The sequence below is a fragment of the Streptomyces gobitricini genome, assembly GCF_039532985.1.
GTDB classification, from domain to species: domain Bacteria; phylum Actinomycetota; class Actinomycetes; order Streptomycetales; family Streptomycetaceae; genus Streptomyces; species Streptomyces gobitricini.
The window spans coordinates 215,734-236,913 of the sequence record NZ_BAAASR010000021.1 but is presented as its reverse complement, the minus strand read 5'-3'; the positions used below and the strand labels follow the sequence as shown (position 1 = coordinate 236,913).

18 protein-coding genes are annotated in these 21,180 nt (G+C 72.6%); 9 read left to right on the top strand and 9 right to left on the bottom strand.

Annotated elements, in window-relative coordinates; translation table 11 throughout:
• Window positions 1-7 precede the first annotated feature (7 nt).
• The 3 genes from ABD347_RS20495 to ABD347_RS20485 form a co-directional block, all read right to left on the bottom strand.
• Window positions 8-1,216, bottom strand: a complete 1,209-nt coding sequence (locus ABD347_RS20495) for a DUF5667 domain-containing protein (RefSeq protein ID WP_344363403.1) — start codon at window positions 1,214-1,216, stop codon at window positions 8-10.
• A gap of 223 nt (window positions 1,217-1,439) precedes the next feature.
• Window positions 1,440-2,219 (bottom strand): ECF subfamily RNA polymerase sigma factor, BldN family, encoded by a 780-nt coding sequence (locus ABD347_RS20490; protein ID WP_344363402.1) that lies wholly within the window; start codon window positions 2,217-2,219, stop codon window positions 1,440-1,442.
• A 357-nt stretch (window positions 2,220-2,576) separates the two neighbouring features.
• On the bottom strand, window positions 2,577-3,482 hold the full coding sequence (locus ABD347_RS20485) for an HAD family hydrolase (protein ID WP_344363400.1): 906 nt from the start codon (window positions 3,480-3,482) through the stop codon (window positions 2,577-2,579).
• Between the two features lie 101 nt (window positions 3,483-3,583).
• On the opposite strand from ABD347_RS20485, the gene ABD347_RS20480 reads away from it, so the two are divergent.
• From ABD347_RS20480 to ABD347_RS20460, 5 genes are all read left to right on the top strand, one after another.
• Window positions 3,584-3,850, top strand: a complete 267-nt coding sequence (locus tag ABD347_RS20480) for a glutaredoxin family protein (protein ID WP_344363398.1) — start codon at window positions 3,584-3,586, stop codon at window positions 3,848-3,850.
• A 915-nt stretch (window positions 3,851-4,765) separates the two neighbouring features.
• A complete protein-coding gene (locus ABD347_RS20475; protein ID WP_344363395.1) occupies window positions 4,766-5,548 on the top strand; it encodes a redox-sensing transcriptional repressor Rex in 783 nt (260 codons plus the stop codon).
• Complete coding sequence (locus ABD347_RS20470; protein ID WP_344363394.1) at window positions 5,545-6,891, top strand: glutamyl-tRNA reductase; 1,347 nt, start codon at window positions 5,545-5,547, stop codon at window positions 6,889-6,891. The genes ABD347_RS20475 and ABD347_RS20470 overlap by 4 nt, the downstream gene beginning before the upstream one ends.
• A complete protein-coding gene (gene hemC / locus ABD347_RS20465; protein WP_344363391.1) occupies window positions 6,888-7,847 on the top strand; it encodes a hydroxymethylbilane synthase in 960 nt (319 codons plus the stop codon). The genes ABD347_RS20470 and hemC overlap by 4 nt, the downstream gene beginning before the upstream one ends.
• On the top strand, window positions 7,844-9,511 hold the full coding sequence (locus ABD347_RS20460) for a bifunctional uroporphyrinogen-III C-methyltransferase/uroporphyrinogen-III synthase (RefSeq protein ID WP_344363390.1): 1,668 nt from the start codon (window positions 7,844-7,846) through the stop codon (window positions 9,509-9,511). The genes hemC and ABD347_RS20460 overlap by 4 nt, the downstream gene beginning before the upstream one ends.
• A gap of 331 nt (window positions 9,512-9,842) precedes the next feature.
• Here ABD347_RS20460 and ABD347_RS20455 read toward each other — a convergent pair whose 3' ends face one another.
• The gene (locus tag ABD347_RS20455; protein WP_425575718.1) at window positions 9,843-10,328 is read right to left on the bottom strand and encodes an SMI1/KNR4 family protein; all 486 of its coding nucleotides are present in this window, start codon (window positions 10,326-10,328) and stop codon (window positions 9,843-9,845) included.
• Between the two features lie 433 nt (window positions 10,329-10,761).
• Between ABD347_RS20455 and hemB the strand changes: the two genes are divergently transcribed.
• Window positions 10,762-11,760: a porphobilinogen synthase gene (gene hemB / locus ABD347_RS20450; RefSeq protein ID WP_344363386.1), complete on the top strand. Its 999-nt coding sequence runs from the start codon at window positions 10,762-10,764 to the stop codon at window positions 11,758-11,760.
• Window positions 11,761-11,836: 76 nt separating this feature from the next.
• Here the strand turns inward: hemB and ABD347_RS20445 are convergent, their stop codons facing one another.
• The 4 genes from ABD347_RS20445 to ABD347_RS20430 form a co-directional block, all read right to left on the bottom strand.
• Complete coding sequence (locus tag ABD347_RS20445; RefSeq protein WP_344363385.1) at window positions 11,837-12,550, bottom strand: DUF4253 domain-containing protein; 714 nt, start codon at window positions 12,548-12,550, stop codon at window positions 11,837-11,839.
• Window positions 12,551-12,590: 40 nt separating this feature from the next.
• The gene (locus ABD347_RS20440; RefSeq protein WP_344363383.1) at window positions 12,591-13,370 is read right to left on the bottom strand and encodes a hypothetical protein; all 780 of its coding nucleotides are present in this window, start codon (window positions 13,368-13,370) and stop codon (window positions 12,591-12,593) included.
• Window positions 13,371-13,475: 105 nt separating this feature from the next.
• Window positions 13,476-14,363: an NAD(P)-dependent oxidoreductase gene (locus ABD347_RS20435; protein ID WP_344363381.1), complete on the bottom strand. Its 888-nt coding sequence runs from the start codon at window positions 14,361-14,363 to the stop codon at window positions 13,476-13,478.
• A 211-nt stretch (window positions 14,364-14,574) separates the two neighbouring features.
• Window positions 14,575-15,297 carry a DUF4232 domain-containing protein gene (locus ABD347_RS20430; protein ID WP_344363379.1) on the bottom strand — a complete coding sequence of 241 codons (723 nt, stop codon included), beginning with the start codon at window positions 15,295-15,297 and terminating at the stop codon, window positions 14,575-14,577.
• A gap of 294 nt (window positions 15,298-15,591) precedes the next feature.
• Between ABD347_RS20430 and ABD347_RS20425 the strand changes: the two genes are divergently transcribed.
• On the top strand, window positions 15,592-17,097 hold the full coding sequence (locus tag ABD347_RS20425; protein ID WP_344363376.1) for a helix-turn-helix domain-containing protein: 1,506 nt from the start codon (window positions 15,592-15,594) through the stop codon (window positions 17,095-17,097).
• A 58-nt stretch (window positions 17,098-17,155) separates the two neighbouring features.
• Here ABD347_RS20425 and argS read toward each other — a convergent pair whose 3' ends face one another.
• The gene (argS, locus tag ABD347_RS20420) at window positions 17,156-18,913 is read right to left on the bottom strand and encodes an arginine--tRNA ligase (RefSeq protein ID WP_344363374.1); all 1,758 of its coding nucleotides are present in this window, start codon (window positions 18,911-18,913) and stop codon (window positions 17,156-17,158) included.
• Window positions 18,914-19,085: 172 nt separating this feature from the next.
• On the opposite strand from argS, the gene lysS reads away from it, so the two are divergent.
• Both lysS and ABD347_RS20410 read left to right on the top strand, forming a co-directional pair.
• Window positions 19,086-20,828 (top strand): lysine--tRNA ligase, encoded by a 1,743-nt coding sequence (gene lysS, locus ABD347_RS20415; RefSeq protein ID WP_344363372.1) that lies wholly within the window; start codon window positions 19,086-19,088, stop codon window positions 20,826-20,828.
• 147 nt (window positions 20,829-20,975) lie between these two features.
• Window positions 20,976-21,179: a hypothetical protein gene (locus ABD347_RS20410; RefSeq protein WP_344363369.1), complete on the top strand. Its 204-nt coding sequence runs from the start codon at window positions 20,976-20,978 to the stop codon at window positions 21,177-21,179.
• Window position 21,180 lies beyond the last annotated feature (1 nt).

Below are 21,180 nucleotides of genomic sequence, written 5' to 3'. Positions count from 1 at the left end.
CGCACGTCTACCCGGCGTCTTCCTCGTCGATCCCGAGGCCGGGGATGATGCCCGGGAGGATCGGCGGGATCGTGACGTCCGGGGCCGGCTGCGGAGTGGACCGGCCGTCGTCGCTGTCCGTGGCCGGTGGGGGCGACGAGGGGTCCGGTTCGAGCAGCCCGCCGGTGTTGCCGCCGAGCAGGCCTTCGTCCTTCGCCGCGCCCGACCCCGAGCCGGAGGGTCCCGGCTTGCCGCTGCTGCCCGATGGGCGGCTCTCCGGGCTGGACGGCGCCTGGTGGGACGGCCCGGACTCGGAGGAGTCCTGGGTGGCGCCCGGGCGGCCGGATCCCCGGCCGTCGCTCCGCTCGGGGGGCTGCGGCAGCTGGGACTGGAGCGGACCGACCTCTTCGTCTATGGCGGCGAAGACGTCGCTCACCTCGTCCCCGACGTCGGTCAGCTGGACGGGCAGCCGGTCACGGAGGCCGTTCCAGACCTCCCGGTGGTTCCGGGCGAAGGAGTCGAGCGTCGCCAACGGGGCGATGGTGCCGTCCCGCTGGTACGCCAGGCGGAGCAGCCGGTGGCCCTCGGTGGCGTCGTGTCTCATGCCGTTCAGCGCCCGCCGGATCTCGCCCAGGGATTCGTGGTCCAACGCCCCGGACCGGTCGCGCTCCATGAGGCGGCGGGCCTCGCTGAGCCGGGTGGAAGCCTGGTCGAGGTAGATCTCACCACGGTCGGCGTCGTCGTCCGCCATCCCGAGCTTGAGATCCTCCATACCGCGCTTCAGCCCGTAGAGCGAGTCACCGGGGAGGGCGTCGGAACTGGCAGCGGCCACCCCGCTGAACGCGCCCGCCGCCACCCCGACCGTGAGGCCGCCGGCGGCGAGCCCCTTCGACCAGCGGGAGCGGGGCCGCAACTTCCGGAGCGCGGTCGCCCGGTGGGCGCCCCGCCCGCTCGCCGCCCGCTGCTCCGGCACCGTAGGGCCCCCGGACGCACTTCCCTCGGGGGCCGCGCCCTCCAGGAACAGTGCTTCCATGGCGGCGACGAGCTGGGCTCGCTGCACCACCTTCACGTCGGGGTCCAACTCCGGCTTCGGCAATTCGCCGAGACCGTTCGCCAGGGCCAACAGCCGACCCTGCTCGGTCGGTTCGACCGAGGCTCCGGGCTGCTCGGCCGCCTGTTCTTCCAGGGCCTGGGCGAAGGCGTTCGCCCGCCGGTGCGCCGATACGTTCGCGATCACTGGCGGCACCTCCTCTCGTCATGACGGTCGACTCCCCGGGGGGTCCGGAAGGTTGCACACCTTGAACACATCCACACGAACGAGTGAGTGGCTGGGTCCAGCGTGTGACCACAGGGAGCCTGCATCCCGCACAACGAGCGGCTCGGCACTTGGGTTACGCACGAAAGATGATCGGACCAGAGCGTCACCGAGGCGTCACTGACGGTTGGTTGAGGGTATGGGGTCAGCGGGCGTCTTCGGGGAGGAGACGCGCCAGGGTGCGGACCGCCCGGTACTGGAGGGTCTTGATCGCACCTTCGTTCTTGCCCATGACGCGGGCGGTCTCCGCGACGGACAGGCCTTGGAGGAAGCGCAGGGTCACGCACTCCTGCTGCTGTGGATTGAGCTTGCGTACCGCTTCCAGGAGGGCGGCGTTGGAGAGGGACTCCAGGACCGAGTCCTCCGGGCTCCGCTCGACCTCGTTGGCGTCGAGCATTTCGCCGGTGGTCACTTCCAGCCGGAACCGGCTCGATTTGAAGTGGTCGGCGACCAGGTTGCGAGCGATGGTGACCAGCCAGGCGCCGAAGTCGCGTCCCTGCCAGGTGAAGGTGGAGATGCGGCGCAGGGCGCGCAGGAACGTCTCACTGGTCAGGTCCTCGGCCGTCGCCTTCCCGCCGACGCGGTAGTAGATGTAGCGGTAGACGGTGTCGCTGTACTGGTCGTACAGACGACCGAAGGCATCGGCCTCACCGGCCTGGGCGCGCTCGACCAGATCCATCATGCGCGCGCTGTCGCTGTCGGCGGTGGGCCGGCGGGCGGTGGTCGAGGTGCCCGAACCGCCCCGGCCGCCGCGTCTCCCGACGGCTGCACCGCCGTCGGCGAGGGCATAGCAAGGACCGGCCAGTGCCGGTGAGGCGAAGGCCGGGACGGCGTACGCGGTGGGGACGAAGCCGCGCAGATGGTCGAGGACCGTCGCGCGGAGCGTAGCCAGGCCCGAGGCGTCAACCCCGACGTGTGGGTACACGGGACTCCCAGAGGCAGAGCTTCCATCACGTGCAGTACGGAACCTTTCACCCGTCGTAGCGACGCGTGGTGGTTCCCGTATGCGTTTGAGGAGAATAACGCTTAGTGCAGGGAGCGCTACGCCGAGTTGCTCAAATCATCGATTCAGTCGCTTCTGTTGCGTCTACGCGGCTGATCAAGTCGCACTTCGTGACCAGGTATTGATCGGATTACTTCGAGAAGTGCTTGCGTGCGGGTTCTCTTGTGCCCGAGTCCGCGCGGCGCGACTGGCGCGGGCCGGAGGAGGGTAAGAGCCAGGTTTGGCCATGGGTGGCCTGCCGGTGACCGGTGGCCGGTGCGTGGTCGAGGGGCCGCGGCGTCAGCGGCGGCGGCGGTGGAGGGCCACGGCGGCGGCCGTGCCGCCGGCGATGGCGCCGACGCCCGCGGCGGCCGGGATGCCGACCTTGGCGGCCTTGCGGCCCGTACGGTAGTCGCGCAGCCGCCACTCGCGCTCGCGCGCGTACCGCCGCAGCTTGGTGTCCGGGTTGATGGCGTACGGGTGGCCCACCAGGGTCAGCATGGGGATGTCGTTGTGGCTGTCGCTGTACGCGGCGCAGCGCGACAGGTCCAGTCCCTCGGCGGCGGCCAGCGCGCGGACCGCCTCCGCCTTGGCCGGGCCGTGCAGGGGCTCGCCGACGAGCTTGCCGGTGTAGACCCCGTCGACGGACTCGGCGACCGTGCCGAGAGCGCCGGTCAGGCCGAGGCGGCGGGCGATGATGGTCGCCGTCTCGACGGGCGCGGCCGTGACCAGCCAGACCCTCTGGCCGGCGTCGAGATGGGCCTGGGCGAGGGCGCGGGTGCCGGGCCAGATGCGGTCGGCCATGTACTCGTCGTAGATCTCCTCGCCGATGGTCATCAGCTCGGAGACACGGTGGCCCTTGACGATGGACAGCGCGCTCTCGCGGGCGTCCTGCATGTGCTCGGGGTCCTCGACCCCGGCGAGCCGGAACCAGGCCTGCTGCCAGGCGAACCGGGCGAGCTCGCGGCGCTGGAAGAACTTCCGCTTGTACAGCCCGCGGCCGAAGTGGAAGATCGCGGCGCCCTGCATGACCGTGTTGTCGAGGTCGAAGAAGGCGGCGGCGCGGTCGTCGCCGGGCACGGGGAACTGGGGTTCGGGCGCCGGCTGCGAGGTCTTGCGGGCTGCCTCGGCCGACGCCTCGCCCGCCAGCACGCTGCGTGCGGTGGCGGAGCGCCTATGAGGGGTGAGCCATCCCAGAGCGGCCATGCGGTGAGCATAGCCATTGTGTTCGGAACTTCCCGACCGGCGGGGATGCCATGGCGTGAACTCTGTGCGGCGCCGGTGTGACGCGGGCGGAGAATGGGTGCATGTTCGGACGTACGAAGAAGAAGACCGGCCCGCGGACCGTGACGCTCATCGGCAAGCCCGGCTGTCACCTGTGCGACGACGCGCGGACGGTCATCCGCGAGGTGTGCGCCGAGACCGGTGCGGTGTGGGAGGAGAAGGACATCCTCCAGGACGAGGAACTCCACCGGGCCTACTGGGAGCAGATTCCGGTTGTCCTGGTGGACGGCGAGCAGCACACCTTTTGGAAGGTGGACCCGGCGCGTCTGCGCCGCGCGCTGGAGGCCTGACCCGTCGGGGGCGGCGTCGCCGTGCTGTCCGGCCGCTGGGCCGCTGGGCCGCCGGCGGGTGTCGGGTCTTCGGCGCGGTCCCGCCGTGTGGCCGGTCGTGCTCGGGGTGGTTCCGGGTGGTTCGGTGTTGGTTTGTGTGCGGGGCGGTGGCTGCCGGTGGGTGGTGGGGTGTGGCCCCTCCGGGCTCGCCTCCTCGGGGCCGACGGCCTTGGGTACGAGAAAGGGAGCCCGTCCGTTGCCGTCAACCCCTGCGGGGGCGACCCTGCACGGCCCCACCCCGGTCGTATGCCGTCTGCGGGCCGGATCTCGCCACGGCGAGGAACTGTGTGGCGTACGGCGAGGAGGGGCCGTGGAGGATCGGCGGCGAGTGACGGCGACGAGTGCGGGTGGTTGCCCCGCCGGCCGCGAGGAGGTGAGCCCGCAGGGGCCCCGACCGTTGCCCATCGGCCGCAACCCACCCGGCCCCACAGACCCGCAGCCGGGCCCTCGGCCCCGAACCGGCCCGCCCGACCAGCCGGTCAGCCGCCCACCGACGGGCCACCGAGCCGACGGTCACGGACCGCCGGGCCGCCGGGTGCGTGGGCGCCCGGGGGGCCGGGCGTGCGGGTGGGCGCGAGGGCGGGCGCGAGGGCGGGGGGTGACCGGGAAAGACGGTTACCATCGTGTGCGTTTTGTTGCGCTTCGGGGGCGTGGTCATGAGGAGTGTGTGCCGCTTTGTCCCCTGAGGCTCGCGAACGGACCGAGGTGTGCCCCGGTTCCGGGATGGCGCGATCGATTCGCGTGAGCCCGGTCACTTTGCGCGGACAAAATGGACACCATCTTTGTGCACGCGTTCACAAAGACATAGCCTGCTGTCGACGGGGCGGTCTTGGTACGCATGGCCGCCTGCAGCCCCGCTCATCCCGCAGGAGCACCGTGGCAACTGGCCGAACACACCGACCGGCGACCCGTAGCCGAGGAATCCCCGAGGCCACCGTCGCCAGGCTTCCGCTGTATCTGCGGGCGCTCACCGCACTGTCGGAGCGCTCCGTACCCACGGTCTCCTCCGAGGAGCTCGCGGCGGCGGCGGGGGTCAATTCCGCGAAGCTGCGCAAGGACTTCTCGTACCTCGGCTCGTACGGCACCCGTGGCGTCGGGTACGACGTCGAGTACCTCGTCTACCAGATCTCCCGCGAGCTCGGGCTCACCCAGGACTGGCCGATCGTCATGGTCGGTATCGGTAACCTCGGCGCCGCCCTCGCCAACTACGGCGGGTTCGCCTCCCGAGGCTTCCGCGTCGCCGCGCTGATCGACGCCGACCCCTCGATGGTCGGCAGGCCGGTCGCGGGCATGCCCGTCCAGTTCATCGACGACCTCGAGAAGATCGTCGATGAGAACGGCGTCTCCATCGGCGTCATCGCCACGCCCGCCGGCGCCGCGCAGCAGGTCTGCGACCGGCTCGTCGCGGCGGGAGTGACCTCCATCCTGAACTTCGCGCCGACCGTGCTGTCCGTGCCCGACGGCGTGGACGTGCGCAAGGTCGACCTCTCCATCGAGCTGCAGATCCTCGCCTTCCACGAGCAGCGCAAGGCGGGCGAGGAGCCGGGTGCGGGCGCCGAGGCGGTGCTGCCGCCCGTCGTGCGCGACGCCGGGGCCGCCGCGGCGGCCGAGGGGCGGAAGGGACCTGACGGGGACATGCCCGCCGTGATGCCGGCATGAGTCTCCTCGTCGTCGGCCTCAGCCACCGCAGCGCTCCCGTCAGCGTGCTGGAGCGGGCCTCCCTCGATCCCGAGACGCGCGGCAAGCTGCTCCAGGACGCCCTCGCCGCCGAACCGGCCGCCGAGGCCGCCGTCCTGGCCACCTGCAACCGCATCGAGCTGTACGCCGACGTGGACAAGTTCCACGCGGGTGTCGCCGAGCTGTCCACCCTGCTCGCCCAGCACAGCGGGGTCGGGCTCGAAGAGCTCACCCCCCACCTGTACGTGCACTACGAGGACCGCGCCGTCCACCACCTGTTCTCGGTGGCCTGCGGACTCGACTCCATGGTCGTCGGTGAGGGCCAGATCCTCGGCCAGATCAAGGACGCCCTCGCGCGCGGACAGGAGCTGCACACCGCCGGCCGGCTGCTGAACGACCTGTTCCAGCAGGCGCTGCGGGTCGGCAAGCGGGCCCACAGCGAGACCGGCATCGACCGGGCCGGCCAGTCGCTGGTCACCTTCGGGCTGGAGCAGCTGGCGGCCGGTGAGGACGTCGCCGCCTGGGCCCGGGGCAAGCGGGCGCTCGTGATCGGCGCCGGGTCGATGTCCTCGCTGGCGGCCGCCACGCTCGCGCGGTCCGGGGTCGGCGAGATCGTCGTCGCCAACCGGACCCTCGAACGCGCCGAACGGCTCGTACAGATCCTGACCGAGCCCGGCGGCACGGGCGTGGCCGCACGCGCGGTGGCCATGACCTCCGTGACCGAAGAACTGACACGTGCCGACGTGGTCGTGTCCTGCACCGGCGCCACGGGGCTGGTGCTGACGGGCGTCGCGGTCGAGGCCGCGACGGCCGGCCGTACGGCTCCGCTCGCGCTGCTCGACCTCGCCATGCCCCGCGACATCGACGCCGCCGCGCACCGGCTGGCGGGCGTCCGGCTCGTCGACATCGAGTCGCTCGCCGAAGCCCCCGCCGACGCGCCGATGGCCGCCGACGTGGACCAGGTGCGCGCCATCGTCGCCGACGAGGTCGCCGCCTTCGGTGCCGCCCAGCGCGCCGCGCACATCACCCCCACCGTCGTCGCGCTGCGCACCATGGCCGCCGATGTCGTCGCGGGGGAGATGGCCCGGCTGGAGGGGCGGCTGCCCGGCCTCGACGACAAGGAGCGCGCCGAGATCACCCAGACCGTGCGCCGTGTGGTGGACAAGCTCCTCCACGCGCCGACCGTGCGGGTCAAGCAGCTCGCCAGCGAGCCCGGCGGCGCCGGGTACGCGGACGCGCTGCGCACACTCTTCGACCTCGACCCGGAGACGGTCGCCTCCGTCAGCCGGGCCGACATGAACGACCCGAATAGAGGGCGAGTATGACCGAGAGGGCATTGAGGCTCGGGACCAGGCGCAGCAAGCTCGCCATGGCCCAGTCCGGGCATGTCGCGGAGGCGGTGCGGCGGGTGACCGGGCGGCCGGTGGAGCTCGTGGAGATCACCACGTACGGTGACACCTCCCGCGAGCACCTCGCGCAGATCGGGGGCACCGGCGTGTTCGTCACGGCGCTGCGCGACGCGCTGCTCGCGGGTGAGGTCGACTTCGCGGTGCACTCGCTGAAGGACCTGCCGACCGCGCAGCCCGACGACCTGGTGGTCGCGGCGATCCCGCGGCGCGAGGACCCGCGCGACGTGCTGGTCGCCCGCGACGGGCTGCGGTTCGAGGAGCTTCCGGCCGGGTCCCGCGTGGGCACCGGTTCGCCGCGGCGCATGGCGCAGCTCAACGCGTACGCGCGCGCCCACGGCATGGAGATCGAGTGCGTCGCCATTCGGGGGAACGTCGACACGCGCATCGGCTACGTACGGAACGGGGAGCTGGACGCGGTGGTACTCGCCGCGGCCGGACTCAACCGCATCGGACGTGGTGAGGAGGTCACCGACTTCCTGTCGGTCGACACGGTTCTGCCCGCTCCCGGTCAGGGAGCCCTGGCGGTCGAGTGCACGGCGGCGAACACCGATCTCGCCGCCGCGCTCGCCGAGCTCGACGACCCGTACACCCGGGCCGCCGTGACCGCCGAGCGGTCCCTGCTCGCCGCCCTGGAGGCCGGCTGCAGCGCACCCGTGGGTGCCCTGGCCGACCTCCAGGCCGATGGGCAGGTTGTTCATGAGATGCGCCTGCGGGGCGTCGTCGGCTCGACCGACGGCTCCACGCTGGTGCAGTTGTCCACCACCGGTCCCGTACCCACGTCGCGCGGCGACGCTGTCGCGCTCGGTCGCGAGCTCGCGTCCGAGATGCTCGCCAAGGGTGCGGCCGGTCTTATGGGGGAGCGAGCACTTTGAGCCCCACCACTGCATCCAAGGCTTCCTCCGCGTACTCCGCGTGCGGGCACGTCACCTTCCTGGGCGCCGGGCCCGGTGACCCGGGGCTGCTGACACTGCGCGCCGTCGAGGCCCTGTCGGGCGCTGACGTACTGATCGCCGAGCCGGATGTGCTCGACGTCGTGCGCGGCCATGCGCGGGCGGGCGTGAGCACGCCTGAGCTGACGGTCGTTGACGATGCGTCAATGCCCGCCGGGGTCCCCGTGTTGAGGGATGCGACCAATCTTGTCATGGAGGCCGCGCGGGGCGGCAAGCGGGTCGTCCGTGCGGTGAGCGGTGACCCGGGACTCGACGGCAACGCGGGCGCCGAGATGCTCGCGTGCGCCGCCGAGGGGATCCCCTTCGAGGTCGTGCCCGGTATCGCCGCGGCTGTCGGTGTGCCCGCATACGCGGGTGTGCCGCTGCGGGACGCGGAGGGCGCGGACGTGCGCTTCGTGGACGCCCGGACCGCGAGCGAGCGGTGCTGGACGGAGGTGGGGGCGTCGGACGGGACGGTGGTCGTGTCGACGACCCTGGACTCCGTGGCCGCCGCCGCCGGTGAGCTGGTGTCGGCGGGCCGTAAGCCCGACACCCCGCTGACCGTCACGGTCGCCGGTACCACGACCCGGCAGCGGACCTGGACCGCGACGCTGGGCTCCATCGCGCAGGTGCTGAAGCAGGCGAAGGTCCTGCCGTCGCCCGAGGGGCACCGGCCGGTCATAGCCGTGGTCGGTGAGCGCAGCGCCGCCGCCCAGCGCGACCAGCTCGCGTGGTTCGAGTCCAAGCCGCTGTTCGGCTGGAAGGTCCTCGTGCCGCGCACCAAGGAGCAGGCGGCGTCGCTCTCCGACCAGCTGCGGTCCTACGGGGCGGTGCCGAGCGAGGTCCCGACCATCGCCGTCGAGCCGCCGCGTACGCCGCAGCAGATGGAGCGGGCCGTCAAGGGGCTCGTGACCGGGCGGTACGAGTGGATCGCCTTCACCTCGGTGAACGCGGTGAAGGCGGTGCGGGAGAAGTTCGAGGAGTACGGACTCGACGCCCGCGCCTTCGCCGGGATCAAGGTCGCGGCGGTGGGCGAGCAGACCGCTGCCGCGCTGGTCGAGTTCGGCGTGAAGCCCGACCTCGTGCCGAGCGGTGAGCAGTCGGCCGCGGGGCTGCTGGAGGACTGGCCGCCGTACGACCCGGTCTTCGACCCGATCGACCGGGTGTTCCTGCCGCGCGCCGACATCGCCACCGAGACGCTGGTGGCCGGGCTGATCGAGCTCGGGTGGGAGGTGGACGACGTCACCGCCTACCGGACCGTGCGGGCGTCGCCGCCGCCGGCCGAGACGCGGGAGGCCATCAAGGGCGGTGGGTTCGACGCGGTGCTGTTCACGTCGTCGTCGACGGTGCGGAATCTGGTGGGCATCGCGGGCAAGCCGCACAACGTGACGGTCATCGCCTGCATCGGGCCCGCCACCGCGAAGACGGCGGAGGAGCACGGGCTGCGGGTGGACGTCCTGTCGCCCGAGCCGTCCGTGCACAAGCTGGCCGAGGCGCTGGCCGAGTTCGGGCTCCGGCGCCGCACGGCCGCGCTGGAGGCCGGCGACCCGGTCACGCGGCCCAGCGAGCGCCGTCCGGGCGCGCGCCGGAGGCGTACGACGACCTGATCGGCCTGTCACGTCGGCCCGCACCCGCGCAGTCGGGTGCGGGCCACACGCGTTCCTGCCGCCGTGAGGCGCCGGAGGCGTACGGCGGGAAGGTCCCCAGGTGGCGGGTCGAGGGTGAGACGGGGGCGCAAACAGGGCGGAGCGGGTCTGGTGCGGCCGGCTCGCGTTCCCTCCTGGGCGCAGGGCGGTCGCTGCCCGGCGCGGTGTGGGCCGTGCTGGACGTCCGGCCGGCTGAGTGACCGCAACCGGCGCCGGTGTTCGCGGGATTCGGCGGGTCGGCGTCGGCGTCGGCGCCCGCGCGGCCTGAGGGCCGAAGGCCGTCAGCGGGACATCAGCGGCACAGGGTGTCGATGTCCTCGGTGAAGGTGGGGAACTCCGCGCGAGCCTCGGCGATGATGTCGCGGGCCGGGCGGCGCGGGGTGGTCGCATGCCGCTCGGCGACCTCCGTCAGCGCGGTGCGGGGCGCGCTCGGACGGGGCTCGGGGACCCCGTACAGCACGGACTCCAGCGGTCCGACGCCGTCGGCCAGCACCCACAGGAAGTCGGAGACGTTCCCGGCGACCACGCCGCTCTCGCCCTCCGAGCCCAGGAACACCACCGGCTGCTCGGCGAGGGGGCGCCCCGGCCGCCCGTACCAGACGGCCGCGAGACCGCCGGAGCCGTCCTGGCCGAAGACGCGGTAGGCGTCACCGTCCAGGTCGTGGTTGCCCGTCCAGTGGCGGAACCAGTCGGTGGTCTCCTCGGCGGAGTCGAAGGCGTCGTACGGCTCGAAGTCGACGCCGTCGCCCCCGTCGTAGTCGAAGCCCACGCGGGCCATGTCGGCGAGGGCGGGCGGAAGACCGCGGTCGTTGTCGGGCGTCTGCGTCACCCGCGCCAGGCTAACCACCCGCACCGACAACCGCCTCACGCGGGCAGCGCCTCCGCCACGTCCCGGGCGAACGCCCCGGGGCTGTCCAGCATGAGGTGGTGGCCGCGGGCGGGGACCGCCGCCACCCCGGCGGCCGTCACGGCCGCGCTGCGCACGGTCTGTCTCTCCCGACGGCGCTGTGGTCGCGGCCGGGACACGGTATCCGGCGGCGGCCCCGGCCGGTGGGGGCCCGCGCGGTGGTGCGGGCGGCGTGCGCGGGGGCGGGGGTGCGGCGGGGCGCACGAGGGGCCTGCCCGGGCGAAGGCCCCGGGGCGGCGGAGCGCGGTGGCGCACCGACTCGGCGTCGGCAAAGGCACGTGCGGCGCGGGCGTAGCGTGGGCGTATGACTTCGTACGGATCCTTCCCCGGTGCGCGGCCGCGGCGGCTGCGGACGACCCCCGTGATGCGGCGGATGGTCGCGGAGACGCGGCTCCACCCGGCCGACCTGATCCTGCCCGCGTTCGTGCGGGAGGGCGTGAGCGAGCCGGTGCCGATCTCGGCGATGCCGGGCGTCGTGCAGCACAGCCGGGACACGCTGCGGAAGGCGGCCGTGGAGGCGGCCGAGGCCGGGGTGTCCGGGATCATGCTCTTCGGTGTGCCGGAGGACGCGAAGAAGGACGCCGCCGGGACCGCGGGTACCGATCCGGACGGGATTCTGCAGGTCGCCATCCGTGACGTGCGGGCCGAGGTCGGGGACGATCTCGTGGTGATGTCCGATCTGTGTCTCGACGAGTACACCGATCACGGGCACTGCGGTGTGCTGGACCAGGAGGGGCGCGTCGACAATGACGCGACCCTGGAGCGGTACGCCGAGATGGCGCAGGTCCAGGCGGACGCGGGCGTCCACGTGGTGGGGCCCAGCGGGATGATGGACGGGCAGGTCGGGGTGATCCGGGACGCCCTGGACACCATCGGCAAGGAGGACGTGGCGGTGCTCGCCTACACGGCGAAGTACGCCTCCGCGTTCTACGGGCCGTTCCGTGAGGCGGTCGGGTCGTCGTTGAGGGGCGACCGCAAGACGTACCAGCAGGACGCGGCCAACACGCGCGAGTCGATGCGGGAGCTGGCGCTGGACCTGGAGGAGGGCGCCGACATGGTGATGGTCAAGCCCGCCGGGCCCTACCTGGACGTGCTGGCGAAGGTCGCGGACGCGGTGGACGTGCCGGTCGCGGCGTACCAGATCAGCGGTGAGTACGCGATGATCGAGGCCGCCGCGGAGAGGGGCTGGATCGAGCGCGACAAGGCGATCCTGGAGTCCCTGACCGGCATCAAGCGGGCGGGCGCTCAGATGATCCTCACCTACTGGGCGACCGAGGTCGCCCAGCGGCTCGGCCGGGGCTAGAGGCCCGCACCGCCGGCGCCCCGGCCGGGCGGTCCCGGCGGCCTCGCCGGCGGGCCCGGATGACACCACGGGCGGGTCAGTCCCACCAGAACGTCCAGTCCTGACGGTCGAGCACCTCCTCGGCGGCGTAGGCGCGGAGCGTTTCGTAGCCGTCCCAGACGGTGTCGGGGCAGAAGGCGCAGTGCTCGGCCGCCACCGCGAGGGCGTCCTCCGGGGTGCGGGGCGGGGCCGCGACGGAGACGGTGAGGAGGTCGGGGCCGAGGCCGACGACCCGTATGCCGAACCGGTCCTCCCAGGAGCGCAGGACGGTGGAGAGCTGGACGGCGTCGGCGTGGTCGGCGGCGCCGCCCCAGCCGAGGACCGCCGGGATGTCGGCGCTGCGGCGGGCCGGGACCAGGGCCCCACGAGCGCCCTTCAACCAGTCCTCGTTCCCGGCGAGTTCGGCCGCCGTGCGGGCGGCGGCGTCGTCGGGGTCGATGCCGCCCTCGGCGGGCGGGGCGAGGCCCGGCCACGGATCGGGCGGGGTCCCGTCGTCCTCCTCCTGGACGAGCCGCCACAGGTCGGACAGCGTCGTGGCCGGGTCGTGGTCGTCGGGGTCGGCCACCTGGCTCGGGTGGAAGTACTGGGTCTCGGTGAGCAGCACCGGCAGCATCCCGGTGGCTTCCCGGGCGGGGAGGAGGCGGGCCCAGGTGCCGGGCGTGGCGGGCTCGTCCGCGTACCAGAGCGACGGCTGGACGCGCGGGGTGCCGGGTGGCAGGTCCAGGCCCAGCGCGTTCGGGTTGATGACCATGGAACGACCTTAGGTGCCGCCACTGACAACGCTCAGGGACTCAGGGACGCGACTCGTACAGGACGGCGTGAAGACGGCCGTCCGCCTCACGGCCGGTGGGGTCCAGGCCCGCGAGACGTACGGCGGAGACGGTGGCGCGACGCTCCTGTGCGCCCGTGAAGGCCCTTTGCGGGTAGGTGCGTTCCGGGTCCGAGCGGGTGGTGAGGCCGAAGCCCGCCAGACAGGAGGCGATGGGCGCGTAGGGCACGGTGCGCAGGACGAACGCGCTGACCCCGACCGGGCGGCGGGCGCATTCCAGCAGCGCGGCGAAGGTGCGGCGGCTGAGGAAGGAGCTGCCGCCGGTGAGGGTGATGAGGCCGACGTCGGCCATCGCGGCGCTCAGCGCCGGGGAGGGCGTGTGCTCTTCGAGGTTGTCGGGGTGGACGGCGTCGAGGAGACCGACGGCCCGGGCGTAGTCCAAGGCGTTGCGGGCGATGTCGAGACCGATGACGCGCACCGCGTCGGGGCGGCGCCTGGCAGCGTAGAACTCCTTGTCCCGCTCGATGAGTTCGGCGGTCGTCAGGTTCGCCGCCTCGGGGCCGGTGTAGTGGGCGTAGAGGTCGGCGAGGGTCAGGTCGTGGTTGAGCAGGGCGGCGTTGATGCCGTACGAGCAGCACAGGTCGAGGACGGTGGGGTCGGCCTCCGCGCGTTCGGCGACGGTGCGGCGGAAGACCGCCTGGGCGTGGTGGGGGATCTCGTACGACAGCGGCGCCAGGCGGGTGAAGTACGCGCGCGGGTCGGGGCGGTCGTAGATGTCGCCGAAGCTGGTCATGCCCTTCATCAGTTCCTCCTGCCGGCCGGGTTCGCCGCAGGCATCCTGTCCTGCCCGGCGCCCCCGGCGGTGGGCGCGGCGGGGGCGCATGGGGGCAGGCGGGGCACAGGTGGCTCAGTTTGCGCGGAGCAGGTCCGCGAGGCGGGAGAGGCCGTCGGAGGCGTGGCCCTCGGCCATGGCCCGGTCGAGGAGCGCCTGGAACGGCTCGAAGAGTTCGCCGCTGATGCCCTGGTCGCGGTAGGCGGTGAGGAAGTTGGGGAAGGCGGACTGGTTGACGGCGATGCTGGAGACGTCGGTGAGGTGCTCACCGGAGTCGACGGCCCCGGCCCACTCGGGGACGCCGGTGAGCATGGCCTGGATCCAGGCGACGAGCGGCTCGGCGAAGCCGGTGGCCGGGATGTTCTCCGTACGGACGAGGGCGAAGGCCTGGAGGACGCCGATGACCATGCCGTACATGCCGGTGAGCAGGGCGAGGTCGTGGACGGCGGCGAGGCCGGGGTCCGTACCGGTCCACTTGGTGCCGCCGAAGGCGGCGAGGGTGGGCCGGTGGGTCCGGAAGGCCTGCTCGTCGCCGCTGTAGACGACGTACGCGTGCGGTCCGGCGATCATCTGGGGTACGGCCATGATGCCGCCGTCGATGTAGTGGGCGCCGTGTTCGGAAGCCCACGCGGCCAGTTCGCGGGCCTGGGCCGGGGTGCCGTTGGTGAGGTTGACGACGGTCCGGCCGGCGACCGCGTCGCCGAGGGTGTCGAAGACCTCCTGGACGTGGGTGTTGCCGAGGAGGCACAGGACGACGAGGGGGTTCGCGGCGACCGCGTCGGCGGGTGTCCCGGCCGGGAGGGCGCCCCGGGCGACGAGCGGCCCCGCCTTGGCGGGTGTGCGGTTCCAGACGGTGACCGGGTGTCCGGCGTCGAGGAGCGCGGTGGCGAGGGCGGTGCCCATCATGCCGAGGCCCAGCACGGAGACGGGGGCGGCGGACGAGGGAGGGGAGGACGTGGACATGAGTGTGCTCCTGGAAGGGCTGTCCGGTGGGATGTCCTGATCCTCGTCCGCCGCTGAACTGTCGGCAAGTACCCACTATTTGGTCAGGTACTTACCTCATGGTGAGTATTGGGCGCCGCGAGGTCCTGCCGCGCGCCGGCGCACGTGGCCGGGGTCGCGTGGCCCGGCGCCCGTGGCCCGGGTCGCGTGGCCCGCGTCGCGTGGGGCGGGTTCAGTGCGTGAGGGCGTCGTCCATGGAGCTCTGCCAGTGGGTGACGGTCGCCGACGTGTCGGTGTACGTGCCGGCCGGCAGTGCGATCACGGCCGGGGCGGCGTCCGTCGAGCCCTCGCCGCTGCGCGGGGCGAAGTGCACCGCGAGCTTGCGGGCCGTGCGCCCGTCGCTGCCGCTTCCGTCGGCGGCGGACAGCGTGACGGAGGCGTAGGCCGACTCACCGGGCGAGAGGGTGACCACGGCCTGCGGCCTGCTGCTGTCGTCGACGGGCGTGGCCGCCTGCCCGTCGTCGAAGCGGAGCAGCGGCGCGTGGTAGGCGTTGCAGGCCTGGGAGCCGGTGTTGGTCAGGGTGAGCAGGGCGTGGTTCAGGGGGCGGGTCACGGGGGTGTGGGTGACCTTGACGTGGGCTCCGCAGGGCTCGGTGACGGGGACGTCGTCGGACGGGGCCGCCGGGGTGCTCTTGGCGGGGCTGCGGGTGGGCGTCGAGGTGGAGTCGGTGCTGCCCGTCGTGCCGCCGGTCGCGGAGCCGGGGTCGTGCGTGGCCGGCCGGCCGGTCGTACCGCTGGTCGCGCGGTCGGGGGTCGCGGCCGCCAGCGCGGCCGAGGCGGGGGCGGAGGGGCCGGCTGCGCCGGAGGTGTCGTCGTTCTGGCAGGCGGTGAGCGACAGCGCGGCCAGGAGGGCGGTCACGGCGACGGTGGTGGTGCGGGTGCGGAAGGTGCCCATGGTGGTTCGTTCTCCCCGTGGATGTGCGGTCATTGACGGTGGATCAGTGCGATGACGACCGCCGCGCAGGCGATCAGCACGGCGACGGCGCAGGCGTCGATGAGGTGGAGGCGGCGGGGCCGCATCGGCTTTCCCCTCTCCGGTGGTGCCGGACACACCGTGCCGGGCGGCGTGATCCACGGGCAATCGGCACGGGACAATGAGGAACGCTGGAATGCCGGAACAGCTCTGGCCTGCCGGTTCGTTGGGTCCCTGGAACGCCTTCCTGGGACGGTTCGGTGGAGGGACGGCTGGATGGGGACCGGGACGGAAGGCTTCGCGGAGGCGCTGCGCGGGCTCAAGGAGCGCTCCGGGCTCAGTTACGGCGCGCTCGCCAAGCGGGCGCACATGAGCACCTCGACGCTGCACCGGTACTGCAACGGGGACGCCGTGCCGACGGAGTTCGCCCCTGTGGACCGGCTCGCGCGGATCTGCCGGGCGTCGCGGGAGGAGATGGTGGCGCTGCACCGGTGCTGGATCGTCGCCGACGACGCCCGCCGGCGCGGACGCGCCACCGTGCCGGAGGCCTCGCCCGTGGAGCGGCGACCGGGCCGGGTGGGTTCCGTACGGGCCGAGCCGGCGGCGGCCGGGAAGGCGGGTTCGGTGGAGGGGGACGGGGCCGGTCCGGCGGACGGGGCTGGTCGGGCGGACGGGGCTGGTTCGGCGGACGGGGCCGACCCGGTCGGTCTGGAGGGTTCGGCGGACGGGGGCGGTCCGGGGGAGCGGCGGGCCGAGGAGCCCGGTGACCGCCCCGTGGCCGTGCTCGCACCCGGGCATCCCGAGGCACCCGGTGCGAACCGTTCGCGGCTGCGGGGCAGGCTCGTCGCCGCCGCGGCTGCCGTCGTCGTGCTGATCGGCTCCACCGCGCTCGCCGTGACCCTGAACGCCGGCCGCCCGCAGAGCCCCGACGCCGCGGCGCGCCCGGCCGAGCGTGCCGCGGCGTCCGGTGCCGCGGGCCCGTCCGGCTCCCCGCGCCCGGGACCGAGCCCCGGTACGTCCACCCCCGCGGCACCGTTACCGTCCGCCCCGCCCGGCGAGCCTGCCGCGACCGCCGGGGCGCCCGCTCCGCCCTCCGCCGCGCCGTCCGGGGCCGCGCCGCCCGAGGGGGCCCCACCCGGCCGGCGCGGCGGAGGCGTACCGCTGACCGTGGACGTACGCCCGTACGTCTGGCGGGACCCGTGCAGTCAGGTGTACGTGGTGGACCGGCCGCCCGAGCGGGTGCCGCCGCCGCCGTCGGAGCAGGAGGCGCGGGGCTGGGTGACCGCGCTGGGCGGGGCGCCCGGCGGCGACATGATGATGGACCTCGCGGTGCAGGGCACCGGCGAGGAGACGGTGGTGCTCCACGCGCTGCGCGTACGGGTGGTGGCGAAGGACCCGCCGCTGGCGTGGAACGCGTACACGATGGGCGTGGGGTGCGGTGGCGAGATGACGCCACGGAGTTTCGACGTCAACCTGGACGCGGCGCGGCCGCGCACCGTACCGGTCGCGGGGCGGCAGGGCGACCGGGAGATCCCGGCGGTCGACTTCCCGTACAAGGTGTCCGCGAGCGATCCGCAGATGCTGCGGGTCACCGCGCACACGGCCGGGCACGCCGTGCGCTGGTACCTGGAGCTGGAGTGGAGCAGCGGGGGCCGGCACGGGACGCTGCGGGTCGACGACCACGGGCGGCCGTTCGCCACGAGCGCCGTCGCCGGCCGGCCGGCCTACGACTACCCCCTCGGCGGCAGCGGGTGGATCCCGCACGTGCCGGACGGGGGCTGAGCGCCGGGCTGTTCCGGTCGCCGCACCCGTGCGGTGCGGCGACCGGGTGCGGCCCGGGTCAGAGGCGCTCGGGGGTGCGGATGCCGAGCAGCGCCATGCCCTTGTGCAGGGTGCGCGCGGTGAGTTCGCACAGGAAGAGGCGGTTCTCGACCTGTTCCGGGGTGTCCGCCTTGAGGACCGGGCACTCCGAGTAGAACGTCGTGTAGTGGGACGCCAACTGGTACAGGTAGGCGGCCAGCTTGTGCGGTTCGTACGAGGAGGCGACCTCGGTCAGCACCTCCGCGAACTGGTCGAGGTGCAGGCCCAGGGCGCGCTCGGCCGGCGCCAGGGCCAGCTCCGGGTGGGCGGCGGGCCGGGTGTCGCCCGCCTTGCGGATGATCGACTTGATACGGGCGTACGCGTACTGGAGGTAGACGGACGTGTCGCCGTTGAGCGACACCATCTGGTCCAGGTCGAACTTGTAGTCCCGGGACGCGGACGTGGACAGGTCCGCGTACTTGATGGCGCCGATGCCGACCTGGGCGGCGCGCTCGGCGATCTCGTCCTCCGTCAGGTCCTGGGCCTTCTCGCGGACCACGGCGGCCGCCCGGTCGATCGCCTCGTCCAGCAGGTCGACCAGCCGGACCGTCTCGCCCTCACGGGTCTTGAAGGGCTTGCCGTCCTTGCCGAGGACCGTGCCGAAGGCGAGCTGGACGGCGTGGACCCGGTCGTTCAGCCAGCCCGCGCGGCGGGCGGTCTCGAAGACCATCTTGAAGTGCAGCGACTGGCGGGCGTCCACGACGTACACCAACGTGTCGGCGCCCAGCTTCTGGACGCGGTCGCGGATGGCCGACAGGTCGGTGGCCGCGTAGCCGTAGCCGCCGTTGGACTTCCTGACGATCAGCGGGACCGGGTTGCCGTCCGGGCCCTTCACGTCGTCGAAGAACACGCACAGGGCGCCCTCGGAGCGGACCGCGACGCCGGACTCCTCCAGCAGGCGGCACGTCTCGTCGAGCATGTCGTTGTATCCGGACTCGCCGACCACGTCGGGGTCGTCGATGTCCATGTCGAGCTTGTTGAAGACCGAGTAGAAGTAGATCTTCGACTCGTCGACGAACCGCTGCCAGAGCGCGAGGGTCTCCTCGTCGCCGGACTGGAGGGCCACCACGCGGTCGCGCGAGCGGGCCTTGAACTCCTCGTCGGAGTCGAACAGGGCGCGGGCCGCCTTGTAGAGGCGGTTGAGGTTGGACATCGCCTCCTCGCCGGAGACGTCCGCGTCCTCGTGGTCCAGCTCGTGCGGGTGCTCGATCAGGTACTGGATGAGCATGCCGAACTGGGTGCCCCAGTCGCCGATGTGGTGGCGGCGGATCACCTTCTCGCCCGCGAACTCCATGATCTTGACCATGGCGTCGCCGATGACGGCGGAGCGGAGGTGCCCGACGTGCATCTCCTTCGCCACGTTGGGCTGGGCGTAGTCGATGACCGTCGTGCCGGCGTTGGCGGCGTACGGAACGCCGAGGCGGTCGTCGGCGGCGCGGGCGGCGAGGGTCTCGACGATCGCCTTGTCGCTGATCGTGACGTTGAGGAAGCCGGGGCCGGAGACCTCGATGTCCTTCAGCACGTCGTCGGCGCCGATCGCCTCGACGACCTTGGCCGCCAGCTCGCGCGGGTTGCCCTTGAGCTTCTTGGCCAGCGCCAGGATGCCGTTGGCCTGGAAGTCGGCCCGGTCGCTTCGTCGCAGCAGCGGGTCGGCGGAGCCGGCCTCCGGCAGGGCTGCCGAGAGGGCGTCCGCGAGGCGCTGCTGCACGGTCGAAGCGAGGGAAGGGACCGAGGCCATGAGCTTCCGTTCCTGTCGAGGTGGTGAATGCCTATTCCGGTTGTCAAGTGTCCCATGGGTCAGCAAGCTCTTTGTCGTGGCTTCGCCCGGCCTGTGGACAACCTCGGGGGACGTTGTTCCGTCTGGGAGAATGTCTTACGCCAGCCTTCGAGAATCCCAAGGAATCAAGGACGTGCCGATCGTGGCTCAGAGCAGCACCGAGACCGACTGGGTCTCCCGTTTCGCGGACGAGGTCATCGCCGAATCGGAGCGACGTGCGCCTGGGAAACCGGTCGTGGTCGCCTCCGGCCTGTCGCCCTCGGGCCCCATCCACCTGGGCAACCTCCGTGAGGTCATGACCCCGCACCTGGTCGCCGACGAGATCCGGCGCCGGGGGTACGAGGTCCGTCACCTGATCTCCTGGGACGACTACGACCGCTACCGCAAGGTGCCGGTCGGCATCCCGGGTGTTGACGAGTCGTGGGGCGAGCACATCGGCAAGCCGCTGACCTCGGTCCCCGCCCCGGCCGGCTCCTCGCACCCGAACTGGGCGGAGCACTTCAAGGCCGGGATGATCGAGTCGCTGGCCGAGCTGGGCGTCGAGTACGACGGCATCAGCCAGACCGAGCAGTACACGTCCGGCGCGTACCGCGAGCAGATCCTGCACGCGATGCGGCACCGCGGGGCGATCGACGCGATCCTCGACCGGTACCGGACGAAGGACAAGGCGACCGGCAAGCCGAAGAAGCAGCAGCAGAAGCCGGTCGACGAGGCCGAGCTGGAGGCCGCCGAGGGCTCCGGCGCGGCCGGCGAGGACGACGGCTCCGGCGGCGCCGGGGGCTACTTCCCGTACAAGCCGTACTGCGGGCAGTGCGGCAAGGACCTGACCACCGTCACCTCCTACGACGACGGGTCGACGGAGATGGCCTACACCTGCGCCTGCGGTTTCTCCGAGACGGTGAAGCTCGGCGAGTTCAACCGCGGCAAGCTGGTCTGGAAGGTCGACTGGCCGATGCGCTGGGCGTACGAGGGCGTGATCTTCGAGCCCAGCGGCGTCGACCACTCCTCGCCCGGTTCGTCGTTCGTGGTGGGCGGGCAGATCGTGCGCGAGGTGTTCGACGGCGTCCAGCCGATCGGTCCCATGTACGCGTTCGTGGGCATCTCCGGCATGGCGAAGATGTCGTCCTCCAAGGGCGGCGTGCCGACCCCGGCCGACGCGCTGCAGATCATGGAGGCTCCGCTGCTGCGCTGGCTGTACGCGCGCCGCAGGCCCAACCAGGCCTTCAAGATCGCCTTCGACCAGGAGATCCAGCGGCTGTACGACGAGTGGGACAAGCTGGAGGCGAAGGTCGCCGACGGCAGCGTCCTGCCCGCCGACGCCGCCGCCCACTCCCGCGCGGTGCGCACGGCCGCCGGTGAGCTGCCGCGTACCCCGCGCCCGCTGCCGTACCGGACGCTCGCCTCGGTGGTCGACATCACCGCGGGGCACGACGAGCAGACGCTGCGGATCCTGAGCGAGCTGGACCCGGCGAACCCGCTCTCCTCGCTCGACGAGGCCCGGCCGCGACTGGACCGCGCCGAGAGCTGGATCTCCACCCAGGTCCCGGCCGACCAGCGCACCATCGTCCGCTCCAAGCCCGACACCGAGCTGCTCGGCTCCCTGGACGACGAGGGGCGCGAGTCGCTGCGCCTGCTGCTGGAGGGACTGGACAGCCACTGGTCGCTGGACGGGCTCACCACGCTGGTCTACGGCGTGCCGAAGGTGATGGCCGGCCTCGACCCGGAGGCCAGGCCGACGCCGGAGCTGAAGGTCGCCCAGCGCACCTTCTTCGCGCTGCTGTACCGGTTGCTCGTGGGCCGGGACACCGGGCCGCGGCTGCCCACCCTGCTGCTGGCGGTCGGTGCCGACCGGGTGCGCAAGCTGCTCGGCGCGTAGTGCGTGCCGTGTGACGGACGGAGGGCTCTTCCCAGGAGGGGGGAGCCCTCCGGGCGTTCTCCGGATGCTTCTCTGCATCCTTCGGACGACCCCGGTCTCGGTCCGGAGCAGGACGACTCCGGGCGCCGGGCGCGGGACCGTGGAGCCATGAGGGAGATCGTGGCGATCATCGGTTGGGTCACCGGCATCCAGGGCGCGCTCGGCGTGGCGGGACGGACCTTCGGGGACGGGCCCTGGGGTCTGCTGCACCAGTGGTGGGAGATCCCTACGGCGGGGTACGCCGTGATCGCGGTCCTCGGAGCCGCCCTCGCCGTGTACGGGGAGACGGCGAAGCTCCGCGCGAAGCGGTGAG

Coding starts and splice junctions, on each gene's coding strand:
- hemC (WP_344363391.1), top strand. CDS start 6,888: ATGACCGAGAGGGCATTGAGGCTCGGGACCAGGCGCAGCAAGCTCGCC.
- hemB (WP_344363386.1), top strand. CDS start 10,762: ATGACTTCGTACGGATCCTTCCCCGGTGCGCGGCCGCGGCGGCTGCGG.
- ABD347_RS20455 (WP_425575718.1), bottom strand. CDS start 10,328: ATGGCCCGCGTGGGCTTCGACTACGACGGGGGCGACGGCGTCGACTTC.
- ABD347_RS20480 (WP_344363398.1), top strand. CDS start 3,584: ATGTTCGGACGTACGAAGAAGAAGACCGGCCCGCGGACCGTGACGCTC.
- ABD347_RS20430 (WP_344363379.1), bottom strand. CDS start 15,297: ATGGGCACCTTCCGCACCCGCACCACCACCGTCGCCGTGACCGCCCTC.
- ABD347_RS20435 (WP_344363381.1), bottom strand. CDS start 14,363: ATGTCCACGTCCTCCCCTCCCTCGTCCGCCGCCCCCGTCTCCGTGCTG.
- ABD347_RS20470 (WP_344363394.1), top strand. CDS start 5,545: ATGAGTCTCCTCGTCGTCGGCCTCAGCCACCGCAGCGCTCCCGTCAGC.
- ABD347_RS20445 (WP_344363385.1), bottom strand. CDS start 12,550: ATGGTCATCAACCCGAACGCGCTGGGCCTGGACCTGCCACCCGGCACC.
- ABD347_RS20425 (WP_344363376.1), top strand. CDS start 15,592: ATGGGGACCGGGACGGAAGGCTTCGCGGAGGCGCTGCGCGGGCTCAAG.
- argS (WP_344363374.1), bottom strand. CDS start 18,913: ATGGCCTCGGTCCCTTCCCTCGCTTCGACCGTGCAGCAGCGCCTCGCG.
- ABD347_RS20410 (WP_344363369.1), top strand. CDS start 20,976: ATGAGGGAGATCGTGGCGATCATCGGTTGGGTCACCGGCATCCAGGGC.
- ABD347_RS20485 (WP_344363400.1), bottom strand. CDS start 3,482: ATGGCCGCTCTGGGATGGCTCACCCCTCATAGGCGCTCCGCCACCGCA.
- ABD347_RS20440 (WP_344363383.1), bottom strand. CDS start 13,370: ATGAAGGGCATGACCAGCTTCGGCGACATCTACGACCGCCCCGACCCG.